The sequence below is a fragment of the Halocynthiibacter namhaensis genome, assembly GCF_000812685.1.
Taxonomy (GTDB): domain Bacteria; phylum Pseudomonadota; class Alphaproteobacteria; order Rhodobacterales; family Rhodobacteraceae; genus Halocynthiibacter; species Halocynthiibacter namhaensis.
This window is the reverse complement of the sequence record NZ_JWIF01000022.1, coordinates 67,655-84,186: the sequence shown is the minus strand read 5'-3', so window position 1 is coordinate 84,186 and position 16,532 is coordinate 67,655. Positions and strand designations below refer to the sequence as shown.

Genomic DNA, 16,532 nt, shown 5'->3' with positions numbered 1-16,532 from the left:
GCTACATTTGGACCAGCGAAGGTTGGCTGTATCTTGCCGTCATCCTTGACCTGTATTCTCGCCGCGTCATCGGATGGGCTATCAGTAACCGCATGAAGAAGGATCTGGCAATCCGGGCGTTAGATATGGCCGTTGCTTTGCGCCAACCACCGGAGGATTGCATTCACCATACGGATCGTGGTTCACAATATTGCTCAAATGAGTATCAGAAGCGCTTGTCCAAGCACGGTTTCAAGGTCTCGATGAGCGGCAAGGGAAATTGTTATGATAATTCTATGGTCGAGACGTTCTTCAAATCCATTAAGGCTGAGCTGATTTGGCGCAACCGTTGGGACACACGCCGTCAGGCTGAAGGCGCGATCTTCCAGTATATCAACGGGTTCTATAACCCGCGCCGTCGCCACTCATCGCTTGGCGGGAAAAGTCCCTTGGCTTTTGAGCGAAAGGCCGCATAAATGAGTTCAGAGACCGGAACGTAAGCGGGACAAGACCATAGACATGAGACGACACAACATCTGATATCTTGGCCTCCAGATCATAGGCACCCGCGATTTCCGACACGATGTCTTTGACCGATCGATCATCCCAATGCCTCGATCTTTGCGTCTTCATTTCGGAACGTAAGTCAGCAGAATGTCCCCCAACAGAGATCGTGAAAGGATGGCAATTGTAATCCACGCTATCAATCACATAGGATCCAACAAACCCACCACCCCCGTCATTTGGTTGGATCGTCACATTGGCAACGGCTCCCCGACGCGGACTGTCAAAATGCGGCGCAGCATCGTTAAACACCAACCGCAATGTGTCTGAACGGATGCCCTCACGGTCAATGATTTCAAGGCTTATCAGGCGTTTGAAAAACAGCCCCGATACAGGCACACCATCGATATCAACATGAACCTTTGGATGCGTAATTAGTCCCATAGTTTCACCGCCCCCTTGGATTTACTCAAGACAACATCTGGCAGAGTAATTCGCACACCAGCAGGTGGGCGATGTGCAATGGGCGTAATATCCGGGTTTGCCTCCAGAACCCTTTCAACGGCACCAGCCTGGCGACCATAATGGCGCGCACAAATCAAATCTAACGCATCATTTTCTTTGGTAATATATGTGGACGACATCACATCCCTCCCAAGAGAGAGCGCAAAGAAAAGCCCGACCCCATGCGTTTCAATCCAATCGAATAGGCATTCCGCCTTGGCGCACCATGGCGATCATGTACTGTGCGATCTTCATCAACGGTTTGGATGGCATGATTGCCAAACACCTTTCCGCCTAAACTCACAAATATGAGCGGAAACCCGTTTTTGGCGGCCAGACGCACCCCTTCCAAAGTTCCAGCCCCACCCCATTCAGCGGGGAACAAAACCCCGTTGATGGTGATGGTTTCAGAACGCGGGCCAGTCCATTGCAGCGCGTTCAGGCCACCTACGGTTTCAAGTTCCGCCCAGGTCGTATCCAGCTTCCGACTGACATCTGAGTAGCTAAAGCCATGTGACTTAAACATAAACGGCCCAAGGGCCATGGTGACGGGTCCAGACATATGATGCCTCCTTAATCCGAAAAGCTTGCCGCAAGGGTCGCCGAGATACGGTCTCCCAATCGCGCCTCCAAAAGATTGACCAACCCTTCAGGATCAGAAACGCCTGAGGGTGCCGTGATCTGAATGCTGCCAATTTCCACGCGCGTTGTGGTGGATTGACCGACTGGTGCCCCGCTAGAAGGCATCGCCGCAGCCGACCCAACAAGTGCCGAGGATGTAAGCGCTGCAAGACCGGCCGCTCGAATACGGCCCCCACCTTGCAAAGATTTTCGCATGACACTTTGTGCCTGGGAGACATTCAAAATCCCACCCGATGTTGACGGCACAAAAATCTCAGAACGTGGCGTGTTTTCATTCACGAGATAGGGTCGCCCTGCAGCCACAGGACCACCCAATGCACGCTCCCCTCCATAGCCTCTGTCAGCGCCACGTTGAAAGGGAGCCGCCCCACCTGGCACTTCAGAAGCAGCGCCCGGCACTGCGGCGAACATACCCCCAAGATTAAAATCAGGTATAATTGCGGACCAATCCCATGAAGGTAAAAGATCGATCCATTCAAAGTTGAACCAACTCATCCAAGGAATATCTTCAATGATATCGCGCCAAGTCGCTTCCCCACGTAGAACTTTCCAAGCGGACATCAATGCAGTCACGGGAAGAAAGGCGGTCCAGCGGATCTGATCAATGATCCATCCCCACTCAAACCCCGGCGTCAAACCATTGAGCCCTTCAACAAGGCCGTCGCGGCTGAGGTATTTATCCCAGCCAAGCGGTTTGATGATGGAATTCCAAGCAAAGTATCCAATCTCTGCAGCAAGAATTGCCCAACCAATAACAGGGATAAACCGCATAGCCCCACGCCCCAACCATTTGAGCGGTGTAATCAACCGCCCCCAGCCCGATGCATTCATGCCAAACCGCCCCAAGCGGCCAAACATAGATCCCCAGTTGATTGCAGGAATTAAACTTGCGCCCCAACGTAGAGGAGTAATCAGTCGTGCCAACCTAAAACGGCGCATTCGTCCAAGCCGCCCAAACCGCCCTGACAAGTTCGAGACCCCACCACCAGCAAACATTGCACGCGCACCAAGGCCGACCAACCCAAACCGCAAAACGGCCAGAGTGCCAATAAGCCCCGCAGCCACGGTCAACAAAACGCCACCGGCGACAGCCATGGCCCCAAGGGCAAGGCCACCGATAACCAGCCATTTCGTGAGCTTTGGATGCTCTTTCGTCCAGATCACCATCTTATCAATAAACACCTGAGATTTTGTCAGCAATTCATTGAGAGCGGGCAAAACCACCTCACCAATACTCACCCCCAATCGTGTCATTTGATTGCGCGCCAACTGCATATTATTCGCCGTGGTTTTCGATCTCTCAGCATATTCAGCCTCTGAACTTCCAAGGTATTGCGTCTCATCCGCAACCATTCCCAACATCTCAGGCATGAGTTCCATGTTGTTCAATAGTTTGGTCAGCTCACGCGCCTCATCACCAAACAGGTCTGACATCGTAGATGCCCGCACGCCTGCCCTATCGCCCACCACTTATGCGCAAGCCTTTGGTTGATGGCCCGCAAATCGCAACAGTAACCGGGCCCGAGGGCGAAGAAATTTACTGCGATGAACATGGCCGCGTGAAGGTGTTTTTCCCATGGGACCGATATGGGGAGAAAAACGCATGAGCCTTAATTTTGCTCATGCTGCCTATGCTATTAAGTCCGCCTTTTCCGCATGGTCAATCACCTATCACTCCGTATAACAGATTGTGGTGACGTAATCGGCGTTAAGCCAAGTTTCAAAGGTAAGATTATCTTCGCCGAATGCGAGTGTCTGTACATAATCATCTGGCTTCAAGCATACGATTTGGGACAAAGCTACGGGTATCCGAACAGGTTCTAAATTTGAAGCCTTGAAATACGCTTCATACATGGTCCACAGGCGATACTGCTGAGCCAAGTCTTCTGGAATATCTGCATGTGCATGGCTAATCTGGCCCAAGACAGCGTTCATATTTCGTTTCGGATCGAGCCATTCAATATCCACACCGATTCGATGTTTTTCCGACCAGGCAACAACAACTTTATGCTTGCTATGATTGATGCTGATATAAAACGACATTGAACCAGCAATATGGTCAGCCTTGAAGTAATGGTCCTGGCCCAGAGATATTCCCCAGTCAAATGGGCTGGTGCCAGTGTGCTCTGCAAGGCCCCTACGCAAAATTGCCCGTGCAAGTAGGCTTTGATCCTGTCGTGTTTTTCGGGAATATTTCCGACAATAAGCGACATCTTCGGGCGTTGTCAGATTATCCATAAGACTGCCTGCGCATCCATAGCGTAAATCGCTCTCGATTATTGCGTAGGTTTTCATGTATAGCCACCCTAGGTGCCGGAATAAACATGCGGCATCGCCTTTCAATCGCTAACAGGAAACCGTTATGAAACCAAGAAAATTTCTGTGTGCCGCAAGCATTTTGCTTTCACTTTCGCTGGCTGCACCTGTGCAGGCCGATACGGTAAAAAATGTTGAAAATCACCCTATTTCTGCTTTTTCACATAACTTGCCGACTCGTGGTATTGCCCGCGCAATTGTACGCGCAGGGACAAAGCGTGGCTGGATCATGCAAGCGGTGAACAACAATACAGTGCGCGCACGTCTGGAAGTTCGCGCCCATACTGCTATTGTGGATATCACTTTTGATCGTCAGGTCTATAATATCACCTATGTCGGCAGCCAAAACTTGAATTATCGCAACGGGCGCATCCACCGCAATTATAACCGTTGGGTTCGCAATCTAGAAAATGACATCGCCGTTGAACTCAGCAACGTCATAAACGGAAATTAAGCGAACACCATGCCCTCAATACCGATGTTTACACTTGAGGCCTGGTCGGCCTGGACACCGGCCTGTCAATCGCGACCGGATTGGCAGACATGGGTTGATCATCCAAAGACAGAACTCAGCGAGGAAAAGATAGAACCGGACGTCAGAGATATCCCTATGATGCTGCGGCGGCGCTTACCCCCGCTTGCGCGCATGGCATTTCGTGCCGCTCTGGATGTAGATGATAATCGTGAAAATATGCACCTGGTCTTTGCGTCTCGCCATGGGGATGCAGGCATTACGCCGGCTATTTTAGACGACATAGCCAAGGATCAACCTGTATCCCCGGCAAAATTCAGCACGTCAGTACATAATGCCATCGCGGGGCTATATTCTATTCACACAAAAAATACCGCACCACATACCATGATATCTGCAGGCCAGGAAAGTTTTGCCCATGGGTTGCTAGAAGCTCAGGCAATTTTGCAGGAAGACCGCCACAGATCCGTGCTTCTTGTATATTATGATATCCCGCTCCCAAAGTTCTTTGACAGCTTTTGTAATGAGGGAACGGCAAGCATCGCGATTGCATTATTGATGAGCACCGTAGATGACACTTCACATCAGAAAATGACACTTACAAGTGACGTTTCAGTCAGCCAACCACCATCCGTTGATCCTGTTTTGGATTTTATCCGCTTTATCCTCGGGCGACATCCAGAATGGCGATCCCCCATCGGACAGAGAAACTGGATTTGCAAACAGCATGTTTAATAAGCTCTATTATGCATGGCGCGTCGTGGCGACAACCGTATCCATGGTGCTGTTTGGGGTTGGCGGGCTTTGCGTTACGGCCTTTGCTTTTCCAGCGATTGCGCTGGCGACGCGAGATCGAGATGAACGACACCGCCGGGCCCAGCACCTCATCCATGGGCTTTTTCGGGTGTATATCCTGATGCTAGAAGCGCTATTTCTGATAAAAGTCAGCACGAAGGATAAACATAAGCTCAATTCTTGCAAAGGATGCCTGATTATCGCGAATCACCCTTCCCTGCTGGATGTGGTGGTTTTGATGTCTCTTATGCCACGGGCGCAATGCCTCGTGAAAAGTGCGTTGTGGGACAATCGTTTTCTGGGCGGCGCTGTCCGTTCAGCAGGGTACATTCGCAACGACGTCAGCTCGGAACAACTGTTTGAAGAATGCAGCAGGCAGTTAAAGGCCGGGGAAAATATCATTCTGTTTCCTGAAGGCACCCGCACCCAGCCTGGCACTGCCATAAAATTCAAACGTGGTGCTGCGAATATAGCGCTTGCATCCGGGGCGGATATTCAGCTGGTATTTATCACCGTGACACCATCAACTTTGACAAAAGGCCAGCCTTGGTATCACGTGGCAAGATCACGCGTCAAAATTGATGTAGAATCCGGCGAACGTCTGGACATTTCCACGTATTTGTTGCACGACACACGAAGCATTTCCGCCCGCAACCTTACCCGAAGATTAGAACAGCCTTATGTCAAATAGTGATTCAGTTGAACTCGAAACCGAGATTAAAAACCTGATTATTTCAGCACTTGAACTGGAAGACCTTCATGCAGAAGACATCATCAGCAATGAGGCCCTATTCACCGAAGGGTTGGGATTGGATTCTATTGATGCTCTTGAGCTTGGCGTCGCGGTTCAGCGTGAATTTGGGGTGAAAATTGATGCACAAGACAAAGATGTGAAATTACATTTCGCATCAGTCAGCAACCTGGCCAAGTTCATTGCTGCAGCGCGCAAAGGATAATATGATGCTTACACATGACGATATCCTTCCGAAATTAACAGAAATCCTGACCAACCTCTTTGAAGTACCCGCTGAGGACATCACCCTTGAGGCCAATCTTTATGAGGATCTGGATCTAGACAGTATTGATGCGGTTGATCTGGCAATCAAACTGCAAGAATTTACTGGGAAAAAGATTGCGCCGGAAGAATTCAAATCCGTCAGGACCGTGAATGATGTTGTTGCACAGGTGCAAACCCTTATTGATGCCCCCATCTAAGGCCTTTCAGGCGATACTGCCCCTTGTTGGCATTGCCTATCCCTTTGTCATCCTGTTTGGTCTGCGTCATTTTCCGGCTTATGCACTTGGGGCGTTGCTGGTTTTAATCATTGTTGCACGTCACATCTGGACAGATCGCAAAAAAACCATTTTCGAAAATGCAGTTTTCGCCGCTGGCCTTGTGACGGTTGGCGGCCTGATCTTGATTGATGATGCCTTGGCGCTTCTGATGTATCCCTTGATCATGAACCTCGGGTTTGCTGCCATTTTCACCCATTCCATCCTATACCCACCCAGCATTATTGAAAAAATCGCCCGCCTTCACGAACCGAATTTAAATGAAAAAGGTGTGATGTATACACGCCGTGTGACACAGGTCTGGATTGGTTTTTTCATCGTCAATGGCGGGATTTCCGCCTGTATCGCCCTGAGCCGAGATATGCAGCTATGGACGCTTTACAATGGCTTTATTTCCTATGTTCTGATGGGGGTGCTATTTGCCGGTGAATTTATTATCCGCCAGTTCAAAAAATCCAACCACATAGGGTCCTCATGACGTTCTTATCAGTGTCATCACTGCTTTCTGTCGCACGAACACCAGATTACTTGGTTGCCGTTTCGAACGGAGAAATGATCGATTTCGCGCGTTTCCATCGTGAAGTAGGCATTACAGCTAGATACCTACGGGACGCCAAGGTTCACCAATGCACTCTTGCTTTTGGCAACAGCTATTATTTCTCAGTTGCCTTATTCGCCGCATTATACGCAGAAGTCGCCATCATTTTGCCACCAAACAATCAAGCGGACACATTAAAGGATATGAGCGCGCAGGGCATAACTGTTTTGCGTGACCAATCTGTCATTTCCATATGCGATGCATCATCTGACGAAATCACGTTTTCCCCCGAAAAACTGCAATCGGGTAAGATCAGTTTTTACACGTCCGGCTCAACTGGTGCCCCGAAAATCATCCCCAAAAATTTGCATCAGATCGAGGCCGAAATATCCGTGCTGCAAGAAACCTGGGAGAGTAGCCTCATGGGTTGCACGACAGCTGCGACGGTCTCTCACCAACACATCTACGGCCTGCTTTTCAAAGTCCTGTGGCCGCTGTGTGCGGGTAGGCCCTTTGTTGCAGATCAGGTTTTATATTGGGAGAACATCACAGCCCTCACCCCGAAAAATATCTGCCTTGTTTCAAGCCCGGCACATCTGAACCGCTTCCCCGATCAGTTTCATTTTGCAGCAAACATGGTGTTTTCATCCGGTGGGCCACTCAGCCTTGAGGCCGCAAACGCCAGCGAGCAACACTTAGGTTTTCGCCCAATTGAGGTCTTTGGCAGCACGGAAACGGGTGGCATCGCATTTCGCCAACAAACAACAACTGCCAGCCCTTGGTGTAAATTTTCCGTTGTTGATCTGGCTGAAATCGATGGGGTTTTACAGATCCGTTCCCCCTATCTGGACACGACGAGTTGGTATCAAACCAATGACATGGTGACACTGCATTCCGAAAAGGAATTCACCCTAAAAGGACGGAATGACCGCATCGTCAAAGTCGAAGGGAAACGTGTGTCTCTGATCGAAATTGAAATCTGGATCCAGGCGCATGAATGGATTGCCGATGCAAATGTTCTTTTACTCACTACAGGGCGAAAACCCTTGGCTTGCGTCGCAACCTTAACTGAGGCCGGGCAAGAAAAACTAGACAGTCAAGGGGCGTTCCGCTTTGGTCAAATGATCCGCCATGAAATGCATGGTCGGTTTGATTTAGCAGCCCAACCCAAACGGTGGCGATTTGTGGCCGAAATCCCTGAAAACACAGAGGGAAAGCGTTTACATCGCGACTTATCCGCGCTATTTGACTGACCTATTCTAGTGGAATGGGTCTATAATTCTAACATTCACTTGGAAAATGCATGTCATCCTGGGCAACAGGTAAAATTAGGCCACTTGTATTGGATGTTCGGCATTCAAATCATTCTGTATGTCTTGAACTTGGCCTAGATGCCGATCTTTTCCAATTTCAAGGCCATTTCCCTAATCATCCAATTTTGCCTGGGGTCGCGCAACTTGATTGGGCCGTTCGTTTCAGTAGTGAGTACCTTGAATTATCCTGTGACATACGTCAGGTCACCAAATTGAAATTCAAACAATTGGTCTTGCCAGAAGATCCAATAGCACTTCAGCTTGACTACGCCCCTTCAAAACACTGCGTAATGTTTGAATACCGAGACCATCAAGGCGCGCCCTGCTCGTCCGGGATTATTCACCTGGATCCGGCCACATGACATTCCGTCCCTGCGCAATTGTCCCCAGCTACAACCATCACAACGCAATTTCTGGCGTTGTAGACGCGTTGCGCGCATTGGATATACCAGTTCTGATTGTCGACGACGGCAGTGAAACTGCAACACGCGAAACGATCGCTGCCTTGCATGCGCCTGATGACGGTGTGACGGTACTGCGGCTTGCACAAAACATGGGCAAAGGCAAAGCCGTGATTGCGGGCATGAATGCGGCTCATGATGTGGGTTTTACCCATGGCGTTCAGGTTGATGCAGATGGGCAGCATGACCCGGCAGCGCTTCCCGAATTGCTGCGTCTTGCCGCTTTGCACCCCGAGGCTCTGATCAGCGGCAAGCCAGTTTACGACGACACGATCCCAACATCACGTAAAATTGGGCGATGGCTAACTCATGTCTGGGTCTGGGTCGAAACCCTGTCCTTTCAGATCACTGACAGCATGTGTGGGTATCGCGTTTATCCGCTCAAGGCTTGTCGATCCTTGCTGCAAAACGAAGACGTCGGGCATCGCATGGATTTTGACACCGATATTATGGTTCGACTGTTCTGGCGCGGCACAGCCGTCATAATGACACCGGTTCGCGTCACATACCCTGACGACAATACCTCAAACTTTGATGTTCTACGGGACAATTTACGGATCACAAAAATGCACACGCGCCTTGTGCTTACGATGCTTGTGCGTTTGCCTTCAATTTTGAAAAACCGTCCACCCCGCCTTACCCCAGCGACACATTGGGCAAAACTTGAAGAACGTGGCATGTCTTGGGGCCTTTGGTTTCTGTCAGTTGTTTATCGCCTTTTCGGATATCGGATATGCAGCCTGATCGCCCACCCCATCCTCCTTTATTTCTTCCTGACAGGCGGGCAACAACGTCGGGCGTCTGATGCATTTTGGCACCTCATCGGCCCCCAGCTTTCGCCAGAAATTCAACCCGGATGGTTGCAGAGCTACCGACATTTTAGATCCTTTGGACGTACGGCTTTGGATAAGGTCGCAGTTTGGATGAATGATATCACGCTGGAGCAACTTGATATCGTTGATCAGCCCAAAATGGATGCGGTTATCAAGACTGGTGAGGGTATTTTTATTATAGCCTCTCACTTAGGTAACATGGAGATCTGTCGTGCGCTTTCACGAAAACGCAGCGGCGTAAAAGTCACGGTTCTGATCCACTCAAAAAATGCTATGCGTTTCAATCAACTCCTGACCAAGATGAACCCGGAAGCTGCGATTGATATGGTTGAGGTCACTGATCTTGGCCCGGCCACGGCGATTGAGCTTCAGGATCGTCTGGCGCGTGGCGAATGGATTGTCATGGCCGGCGACAGAACACCTGTCACTGACAGCACACGTATTTCAACATTTGACTTTCTTGGACAAGCCGCCGATTTCGGCCAGGGCAGTGTGATTTTAGCTGGGCTGCTGAAAGCACCCGTTTATATGATGCTGTGCCTGCGCGATGGCCCCCGCCATAAAGTTATCTTTGAAAAACTGTCAGATCAGATTAATTTGCGCGGTGGAAATCGCACAGACAAAATCAATCATCACCTAGAAATCTACGTGCGTTTTCTGGAAAAACACACGAAGAAATACCCTTTGCAGTGGTATAACTTTTTCAACTTTTGGCAAGGTTCTAAAAACCCAGCCGACACCAACAATAGAAACTAATACCCCATGAAAACTCTTTCCTCTGTCGTGTTCGGCGATACCCCTCTGTCGATTGAACAAGTCGCCGCAATTGCAGTTCACGGCAGGCATTGCCAACTTTCCACAGCTGATAACTTTGTGAAAAAAATTCAAGAAGGCACTGATTTTCTTGATAATATGCTGTCCGAAGATGGCGTGATCTACGGTGTCACAACAGGTTATGGCGATTCCTGCACACGGGCCGTTCCGGTTGAACAAGCATATGAACTGCCTATCCACCTGTCGCGTTTTCACGGATGCGGCCTTGGAAAACACCTTGATCCCATTGCAACCCGCAGCGTCATGGCTGTGCGCCTTGCCTCTCTCACACGCGGGGTGTCTGGCGTCAGCAAAGAGCTTCTTGATCTGCTGGTCGTAATGTTGAACGCGAATATTCTTCCGCTCATTCCTGAGGAAGGTTCTGTTGGCGCAAGCGGCGATCTGACCCCGCTGTCTTACGTTGCGGCCGCTCTGATTGGGGAACGTGATGTTCTTTATAAAGGGGAACGCCGCCCCACGAAAGACGTGTTTGATGAACTGGGGATCACGCCCCTCACCATGCGCCCGAAGGAAGCCCTCGCCATTATGAATGGCACGGCTGTAATGACGGGTCTTGCAGTACTCGCGTTTGAACGGTCAGAATATCTCGTGAAAATGGCGTCTCGTCTGACAGCACTGACCAGCATTGCGATGAAGGGCAACCCCCAACATTTTGATGAATTTTTGTTTGCTGCCAAGCCACATCCCGGTCAAAATATGGTGGCCGCGTGGATACGATCCGACCTGGATACAGGCCAGCAAGATGAGCAACCGGATCGCCTACAGGATCGGTATTCCATCCGCTGCGCGCCCCATGTGATCGGTGTCTTGCAAGATATGTTGCCGACCTTTCGTCAGATGATTGAGATTGAGCTAAACAGCGCCAATGACAACCCGATCATCGATACCGCCGAAGGACGCGTTCTGCACGGCGGCCATTTCTATGGCGGCCATATCGCCTTTGTCATGGACAGTATGAAAAACCTTGTGGCCAATGTCGCCGACCTTATTGATCGGCAAATGGCGCTTTTGGTTGACGTGAAGTTTAACAATGGACTGCCTTCCAACTTGTCGGGGGCAACGGGTGATCGTGCGCCGCTGAATCATGGCTTGAAAGCTGTGCAGATTGGCGTGTCAGCCTGGACTGCCGAAGCCCTCAAGAACACGATGCCTGCCAGCGTCTTTTCCCGGTCCACCGAATGCCACAACCAGGATAAAGTCAGCATGGGCACCATCGCCGCACGCGACTGTATCCGCAATCTTGACCTGACAAATCAGGTGATTGCAGGACATATGATCGCGACATGTCAGGCCATAGCGTTGCGCCTGCGTGACGGGGGCATTCAGCCCAGCAATCTGAACCCCGAACTTCGCACATTCCTCGATGATGTCCAGAAGACTGTGCCCTTCATTGATGAAGACAAACCTCTGGAAGGTGTTTTGCGTGCGCTCATCGATCAACTAAATGACCAATCCTGGTCGCTTTATACAGATTGATTGAGAGGCCCAATATGATCTCAGCATCCGTTGATCTGAAAGTTCAGTTCTACCATCTAGATCCGATGAATATCGTCTGGCATGGGAAGTATCTGGAATTCTTCGAACAGGCACGTTGTGAACTCCTTGACAAGATCGGGTATAATTACGTGGAAATGCACGACAGTGGGTACATCTGGCCAATCGTCGATGTGCACATCAAATATGTCCGTCCCCTGAAGTTTCAGCAAGAAATCCGGGTCACCGCCACGTTTGTTGAGGTCGAGAACCGCATGAAGATCCGATATGTGATCACAGACCTTGAAACCGGTACGAAGTTGACAAAAGGCGAAACCATCCAGGTCGCGGTCAACACCAAGACTGAAGAGATGTGTTTTGTCTCTCCCGATGTTTTTCTGAAAAAGGTGCCGGACTTACTATGAGACCAAAATCTTTATTCGCAGGCCTGATCTTTGCGTGCTTGCTGCCACTAGCCGCCGTCGCACAGAGCATTACCTTGCAAGATGGCCAGGCCTTAAGTGCGCAATTTGAACAAGACCGGTACCTCGAAGGGTTCAACGGCGCGACACGTTCTGCCGGTGAATTTTACCTGCTTCCGGAAAAAGGTGTTGCCTGGCGAACGATAACCCCCTTTGCCAGCGATCTGATCGTGGGCGAAGACAACATCCGGCAAATGGTTCAGGGGCAACAGGTGATGCAAGTCCCGGTGTCCCAACTTCCGGGGGCGGATGCCTTACATCTGATCTTTGCCGCCGTGTTACAAGGCGACTGGGACCGGTTGGAACGTGAATTTTCCGCACGGCGCGAACCCCATGAACAGGGCTGGAAACTAACCTATGTGCCGCCCGGTCGTGGTCCTATCCGTGCCATTGAACTGACGGGTGCTGACTATATCGAAACCGCTGAGATATTCCGCCGGAATGGGGATCGTGATGTGATCCGTTTCACCGGGCATCGCATCCGGCCGCTACGAGAAATACGCCAGGTTTCGAGGCTGTTTCGGTGACGAAAGTAGGCATCTGTAGTTGGCTTGGCATTCTGGCGTTGGCGCTTGCGGTAATCGGTGTGCGCCTTAGCGCGGGTTTGCCGCTCGAAAGTGATATGCTCGCTTTATTACCACAAAAAACCACCGAAGAACCCTGGGCCGTTGATGCACGCAATCGGATCACGACAGACGTGTCTCAGCGTGTGGTCTTTGTGGTGTCACATACGGAACAATCCAGCGCTGGAAGCGCTGCAACGTCACTTCGTAAAGTGTTGATTGATCAAAACTTAATTCAAACGCCACCTACACCACAAACCACATCTGATACGCAGGAAATCGGTACCGCGTTATTTCCCTTCCGACTGGGGCTTTTGTCCGCGCAGGATCGCGTATTTATGACCCAAAACAATCCAGAAGGGATCCGGCAAAGCGCCCTCGCGCAATTGTATTCCCCTTTTGGCATTGTCGACCAAGATGTGCTGCGCAACGATCCTTATCTGCTGTTTCCGCGTTTTATGACCGGGCTTAACACCCACAGCTTTGACATTGATCCCACCCGCCAGTTGCCATTTATTGCTGACAAGGATCGGTTTCATTTCATCATAGATGCAAAAATTAATGGCCCTGTTGCATCCCCCGGTTTTCAAAACCGTTTTGTCCCAGCTGTGACGGCACTTTTAGAAGATCTACAAGGCGAAATCCCCGCGCTTGAAATTCAGAAAGCAGGAAGCATTTTCTACGCCTCCGCTGCCACGCAAAGTGCAAAAAGCGAAGTATCCTCTGTGGGGATGATCTCTATTTTTGGTATTTTGGCACTGGTGTTTATGGTCTTTCGAAGCTTCAGACCCCTTCTTTTTTCCTTGGTTGCAATGGCATCCGGGGCGGTCGTTGGTTTGGCTGTGAACCTCGCGATATTCGAAAAAATTCACCTGATGTCTTTGGTGTTTGGCGTTGGCCTGCTTGGTGTTTCAGTCGACTACGCATTCCACTATTGTTGTGGCCGATTTTCAAGCGATGCACAGTCCCCTAAGCAACGTATCGCTTCAATCTTTAACGGATTAACCATGGGGTTTATAAGCTCGCTGATCGGGTTTGCCTGTTTCGCGCTCACCCCTTTTCCAGGATTGCAGCAAATCGCGTTGTTCTTCATGTCGGGCCTTGCGATGTCATATTTGACCGTGGTTTTTGTTTTCCCATTTCTGGATCGTGCATCAGAACAGGAGGCGCCCGATTGGATAATCGGCCTGGCCCATAAAACCCAAACGATCATTCTTAGCAGCGGCTCGCACAGAAGGTCCCAAAGGATGCTTCTTGTCCTAGGTATATTGGTTATCGGGTTTGGTATGATCCGGTTTCAATCGGATGATGATACCCGCCGACTGCAAGGTTTGCCCGCTGAATTACAAACCGAACATCAGGCAATTCAGGATATCATCGGCAATGATCAAGCCGGGCAGTATTTCCTGGTCGAAAGCACAAGTCGAGAGCTCGCTCTACAGGCCGAAGAACGTCTTGTCAGCGGCCTTGATCGATTGATTGCAGATCAGGCGCTTACTGGCTATTCGGCTGTGTCCTCGCTTGTGCCGTCCGTTGCGCGTCAGACGGAAAATCGCACGTGGATTGCAGCAACCTTACTGGATGGACAGCTTACGGATTATCTGACGGGGATAGGTTATGAAACGAAAGCCGGGTACGACACCCAAGCCGAGGAATTTCTTGTCCCTTCAGATTTGTCAGAATTCGACGCAGTTACCCGCCTGACACTGACCGACAAGGAAGGGCAGTTCGTACAGATGGTGTTGTTGAATGGTGTCCAAGATCTGGATATACTGATCGCGCTGGCCCAACGCGATGACAGTGTGAAATTTGTCGATACCACCGCTGAAATCAGCACGACATTAGCACAATATCGAGTGCAATCATTGTATCTACTCGCTATTGCTAGCGCAGTCATCGCAATATTCTTAACCCTGCGTTATGGTTTATCGCGAGGGCTTCGTATTGCTGCCATTCCGATATTAGCAGTCGTCCTGACACCCTTAATCTTAGCAATCCTGGGCAGCACATTCACGTTCTTCAACGCGATCGCACTGATCCTGGTTCTCGCCTTGGGACTGGATTACGTCCTATTTTTTGCCGAAAGCACCGCAGACGATCTGCACATCAGCTTCCTTGCGAACACATTGTCTGCCCTTTCGACACTTCTGGCTTTTGGCCTACTCGCCTTCAGTCAACAATACGCGGTACATGCCTTCGGCGTGACGATACTGACTGGGGTTACTCTTGCATTTCTACTGGCCCCGCTTGGCCGACACACCACTGAAAACAAAGCTGAATTATGACACAAACACTAAACATCGACGTTCTTATTATCGGCGCAGGTCCAGCAGGAAGCATGGCTGCGGCCTTCCTTGCTCAGCAGGGTATTTCTGCGTTGATTGTCGAGAAAACACATTTCCCTCGTTTTGTGATCGGTGAAAGCCTCTTGGCGCAATCCATGGATTTGCTCGAAAAAGCCGGTCTATATGAGGCCGTAAAAAACGCCGGGTTTCAGCTAAAGGATGGCGCGGCGTTCTCCCAACAGGATAGACGTTCGGAAATCAGATTTTCCGAGAAAACAACGGCTGGGCACGGTACCACCTTTCAGGTGGAGCGCGCGTGTTTTGACAAAATCCTGACCGATGAAGTCCAGAAGATGGGTGTTGAGGTGCGCTTTGGCCATAGCGTTGATGCGGTAGAACTGCATAGCACAGGTGCCCATGTAGACGTCCATAATGAAAAGGGCGAAACCTTCAGGGTAGAATGTCGTTTTATTGTCGATGCAAGTGGTTACGGGCGGGTTTTGCCGCGACTTCTGAACCTTGAAGCGCCATCTGATTTTCCGGTTCGACAAGCCATCTTCACCCATATCTCGGATCATCTTGTGACAAAAGACTTTGATCGCAATAAGATTTTGATATCCATCCACCCAGATCACAGCGACATCTGGTACTGGTTGATCCCCTTCACCGATGGGAAAGCCTCTGTCGGTGTAATCACCACACCCCAATATCAGGCGGGCCTGACGGGGGATGCCTCTGACAAGTTATGGCAGTTGATCGCTGAGAACCCACATCTGCACGAATTGCTGTCCGATGCCGTCGAAAAACGTCCCGCAGCGACAATTGGTGGATACTCCAGCAACGTCACCACCCTCTCATCTGATCGATTTGCTTTGCTGGGAAATGCGGGAGAGTTCCTCGATCCGGTTTTTTCATCAGGCGTAACCGTGGCCATGAAATCCGCTGAACTTCTGATCGCCCCGCTGTTGCGACAACTGAAAGGTGAAACGGTTGACTGGCAGCAGGAATTTGATGCCCCCCTCGCGGTCGGCGTGCAATGTTTCAAGGCTTTCGTAGAAGCTTGGTACGAAGGAAGTCTACAGAAAATTGTATTGGCACCATCGCCAGAAGGTGACATCGTGCGCCGTCAGATTGTATCTGTTTTGGCCGGATATGCCTGGGATGAGACAAATGTCTTTGTTCGAAACCCTAAAAAATACCTGAATTTGGTGGCCTTACAATGCGAATAATTTACACCATCCTTGT

General features: G+C 50.2%; 21 protein-coding genes. 16 read left to right on the top strand and 5 right to left on the bottom strand.

The window, feature by feature from the left end; genetic code table 11:
- Window positions 1-455: IS3 family transposase (locus tag RJ38_RS18430; protein ID WP_156121748.1), on the top strand; the 455-nt coding region annotated here is incomplete at its 5' end.
- On the opposite strand, the gene RJ38_RS04520 is transcribed toward RJ38_RS18430, so the two are convergent.
- Genes RJ38_RS04520 through RJ38_RS04505 form a run of 4 tightly spaced genes read right to left on the bottom strand, consistent with a single transcriptional unit; the run spans window position 373 to window position 3,063 of the window.
- The gene (locus tag RJ38_RS04520; protein ID WP_052245196.1) at window positions 373-927 is read right to left on the bottom strand and encodes a phage late control D family protein; all 555 of its coding nucleotides are present in this window, start codon (window positions 925-927) and stop codon (window positions 373-375) included. The two genes, RJ38_RS18430 and RJ38_RS04520, sit on opposite strands and share 83 nt — an antisense overlap.
- The gene (locus tag RJ38_RS04515; protein ID WP_039017696.1) at window positions 918-1,127 is read right to left on the bottom strand and encodes a tail protein X; all 210 of its coding nucleotides are present in this window, start codon (window positions 1,125-1,127) and stop codon (window positions 918-920) included. Before RJ38_RS04515 ends, RJ38_RS04520 begins: the two co-directional genes overlap by 10 nt.
- Window positions 1,127-1,549 carry a phage tail protein gene (locus RJ38_RS04510; protein WP_039017695.1) on the bottom strand — a complete coding sequence of 141 codons (423 nt, stop codon included), beginning with the start codon at window positions 1,547-1,549 and terminating at the stop codon, window positions 1,127-1,129. The genes RJ38_RS04515 and RJ38_RS04510 overlap by 1 nt, the downstream gene beginning before the upstream one ends.
- Window positions 1,550-1,560: 11 nt before the next feature.
- Window positions 1,561-3,063 (bottom strand): phage tail tape measure protein, encoded by a 1,503-nt coding sequence (locus tag RJ38_RS04505; protein ID WP_039017694.1) that lies wholly within the window; start codon window positions 3,061-3,063, stop codon window positions 1,561-1,563.
- A gap of 5 nt (window positions 3,064-3,068) precedes the next feature.
- Between RJ38_RS04505 and RJ38_RS18775 the strand changes: the two genes are divergently transcribed.
- Entirely contained in the window at window positions 3,069-3,236 is a 168-nt protein-coding gene (locus tag RJ38_RS18775) for a hypothetical protein (protein ID WP_202903863.1), read from the top strand.
- Between the two features lie 64 nt (window positions 3,237-3,300).
- Here RJ38_RS18775 and RJ38_RS04500 read toward each other — a convergent pair whose 3' ends face one another.
- The gene (locus RJ38_RS04500; RefSeq protein WP_156121747.1) at window positions 3,301-3,924 is read right to left on the bottom strand and encodes a 4'-phosphopantetheinyl transferase family protein; all 624 of its coding nucleotides are present in this window, start codon (window positions 3,922-3,924) and stop codon (window positions 3,301-3,303) included.
- 67 nt (window positions 3,925-3,991) lie between these two features.
- Here RJ38_RS04500 and RJ38_RS04495 point away from each other — a divergent pair, with 67 nt between their 5' ends.
- Genes RJ38_RS04495 through RJ38_RS04430 form a run of 14 tightly spaced genes read left to right on the top strand, consistent with a single transcriptional unit; the run spans window position 3,992 to window position 16,516 of the window.
- Window positions 3,992-4,399: a hypothetical protein gene (locus tag RJ38_RS04495; RefSeq protein ID WP_039017692.1), complete on the top strand. Its 408-nt coding sequence runs from the start codon at window positions 3,992-3,994 to the stop codon at window positions 4,397-4,399.
- Between the two features lie 9 nt (window positions 4,400-4,408).
- Window positions 4,409-5,152 carry a beta-ketoacyl synthase chain length factor gene (locus tag RJ38_RS04490; RefSeq protein ID WP_082005628.1) on the top strand — a complete coding sequence of 248 codons (744 nt, stop codon included), beginning with the start codon at window positions 4,409-4,411 and terminating at the stop codon, window positions 5,150-5,152.
- Window positions 5,145-5,903, top strand: coding sequence for a lysophospholipid acyltransferase family protein (locus RJ38_RS04485; protein ID WP_039017691.1), 759 nt, complete (start codon window positions 5,145-5,147; stop codon window positions 5,901-5,903). Before RJ38_RS04490 ends, RJ38_RS04485 begins: the two co-directional genes overlap by 8 nt.
- Window positions 5,893-6,168 carry a phosphopantetheine-binding protein gene (locus tag RJ38_RS04480; protein WP_039017690.1) on the top strand — a complete coding sequence of 92 codons (276 nt, stop codon included), beginning with the start codon at window positions 5,893-5,895 and terminating at the stop codon, window positions 6,166-6,168. The genes RJ38_RS04485 and RJ38_RS04480 overlap by 11 nt, the downstream gene beginning before the upstream one ends.
- 4 nt (window positions 6,169-6,172) lie before the next feature.
- Window positions 6,173-6,427 carry an acyl carrier protein gene (locus RJ38_RS04475; RefSeq protein WP_039017713.1) on the top strand — a complete coding sequence of 85 codons (255 nt, stop codon included), beginning with the start codon at window positions 6,173-6,175 and terminating at the stop codon, window positions 6,425-6,427.
- A complete protein-coding gene (locus tag RJ38_RS04470; protein ID WP_039017689.1) occupies window positions 6,414-6,983 on the top strand; it encodes a COG4648 family protein in 570 nt (189 codons plus the stop codon). The genes RJ38_RS04475 and RJ38_RS04470 overlap by 14 nt, the downstream gene beginning before the upstream one ends.
- Entirely contained in the window at window positions 6,980-8,296 is a 1,317-nt protein-coding gene (locus RJ38_RS04465; protein ID WP_039017688.1) for an AMP-binding protein, read from the top strand. Before RJ38_RS04470 ends, RJ38_RS04465 begins: the two co-directional genes overlap by 4 nt.
- 50 nt (window positions 8,297-8,346) lie before the next feature.
- Window positions 8,347-8,718, top strand: a complete 372-nt coding sequence (locus RJ38_RS19470; RefSeq protein WP_039017687.1) for an ApeI family dehydratase — start codon at window positions 8,347-8,349, stop codon at window positions 8,716-8,718.
- Window positions 8,715-10,406 carry a glycosyltransferase family 2 protein gene (locus RJ38_RS04455; RefSeq protein ID WP_039017686.1) on the top strand — a complete coding sequence of 564 codons (1,692 nt, stop codon included), beginning with the start codon at window positions 8,715-8,717 and terminating at the stop codon, window positions 10,404-10,406. Before RJ38_RS19470 ends, RJ38_RS04455 begins: the two co-directional genes overlap by 4 nt.
- A 6-nt stretch (window positions 10,407-10,412) precedes the next feature.
- The gene (locus RJ38_RS04450) at window positions 10,413-11,960 is read left to right on the top strand and encodes an HAL/PAL/TAL family ammonia-lyase (RefSeq protein ID WP_039017685.1); all 1,548 of its coding nucleotides are present in this window, start codon (window positions 10,413-10,415) and stop codon (window positions 11,958-11,960) included.
- Between the two features lie 14 nt (window positions 11,961-11,974).
- Window positions 11,975-12,382, top strand: coding sequence for an acyl-CoA thioesterase (locus tag RJ38_RS04445; RefSeq protein ID WP_039017684.1), 408 nt, complete (start codon window positions 11,975-11,977; stop codon window positions 12,380-12,382).
- The gene (locus RJ38_RS04440) at window positions 12,379-12,966 is read left to right on the top strand and encodes a LolA family protein (RefSeq protein WP_039017683.1); all 588 of its coding nucleotides are present in this window, start codon (window positions 12,379-12,381) and stop codon (window positions 12,964-12,966) included. The genes RJ38_RS04445 and RJ38_RS04440 overlap by 4 nt, the downstream gene beginning before the upstream one ends.
- Entirely contained in the window at window positions 12,963-15,287 is a 2,325-nt protein-coding gene (locus RJ38_RS04435; RefSeq protein ID WP_039017682.1) for an MMPL family transporter, read from the top strand. The genes RJ38_RS04440 and RJ38_RS04435 overlap by 4 nt, the downstream gene beginning before the upstream one ends.
- Window positions 15,284-16,516, top strand: coding sequence for an NAD(P)/FAD-dependent oxidoreductase (locus RJ38_RS04430; RefSeq protein WP_039017681.1), 1,233 nt, complete (start codon window positions 15,284-15,286; stop codon window positions 16,514-16,516). Before RJ38_RS04435 ends, RJ38_RS04430 begins: the two co-directional genes overlap by 4 nt.
- The last annotated feature ends 16 nt before the right edge of the window (window positions 16,517-16,532 follow it).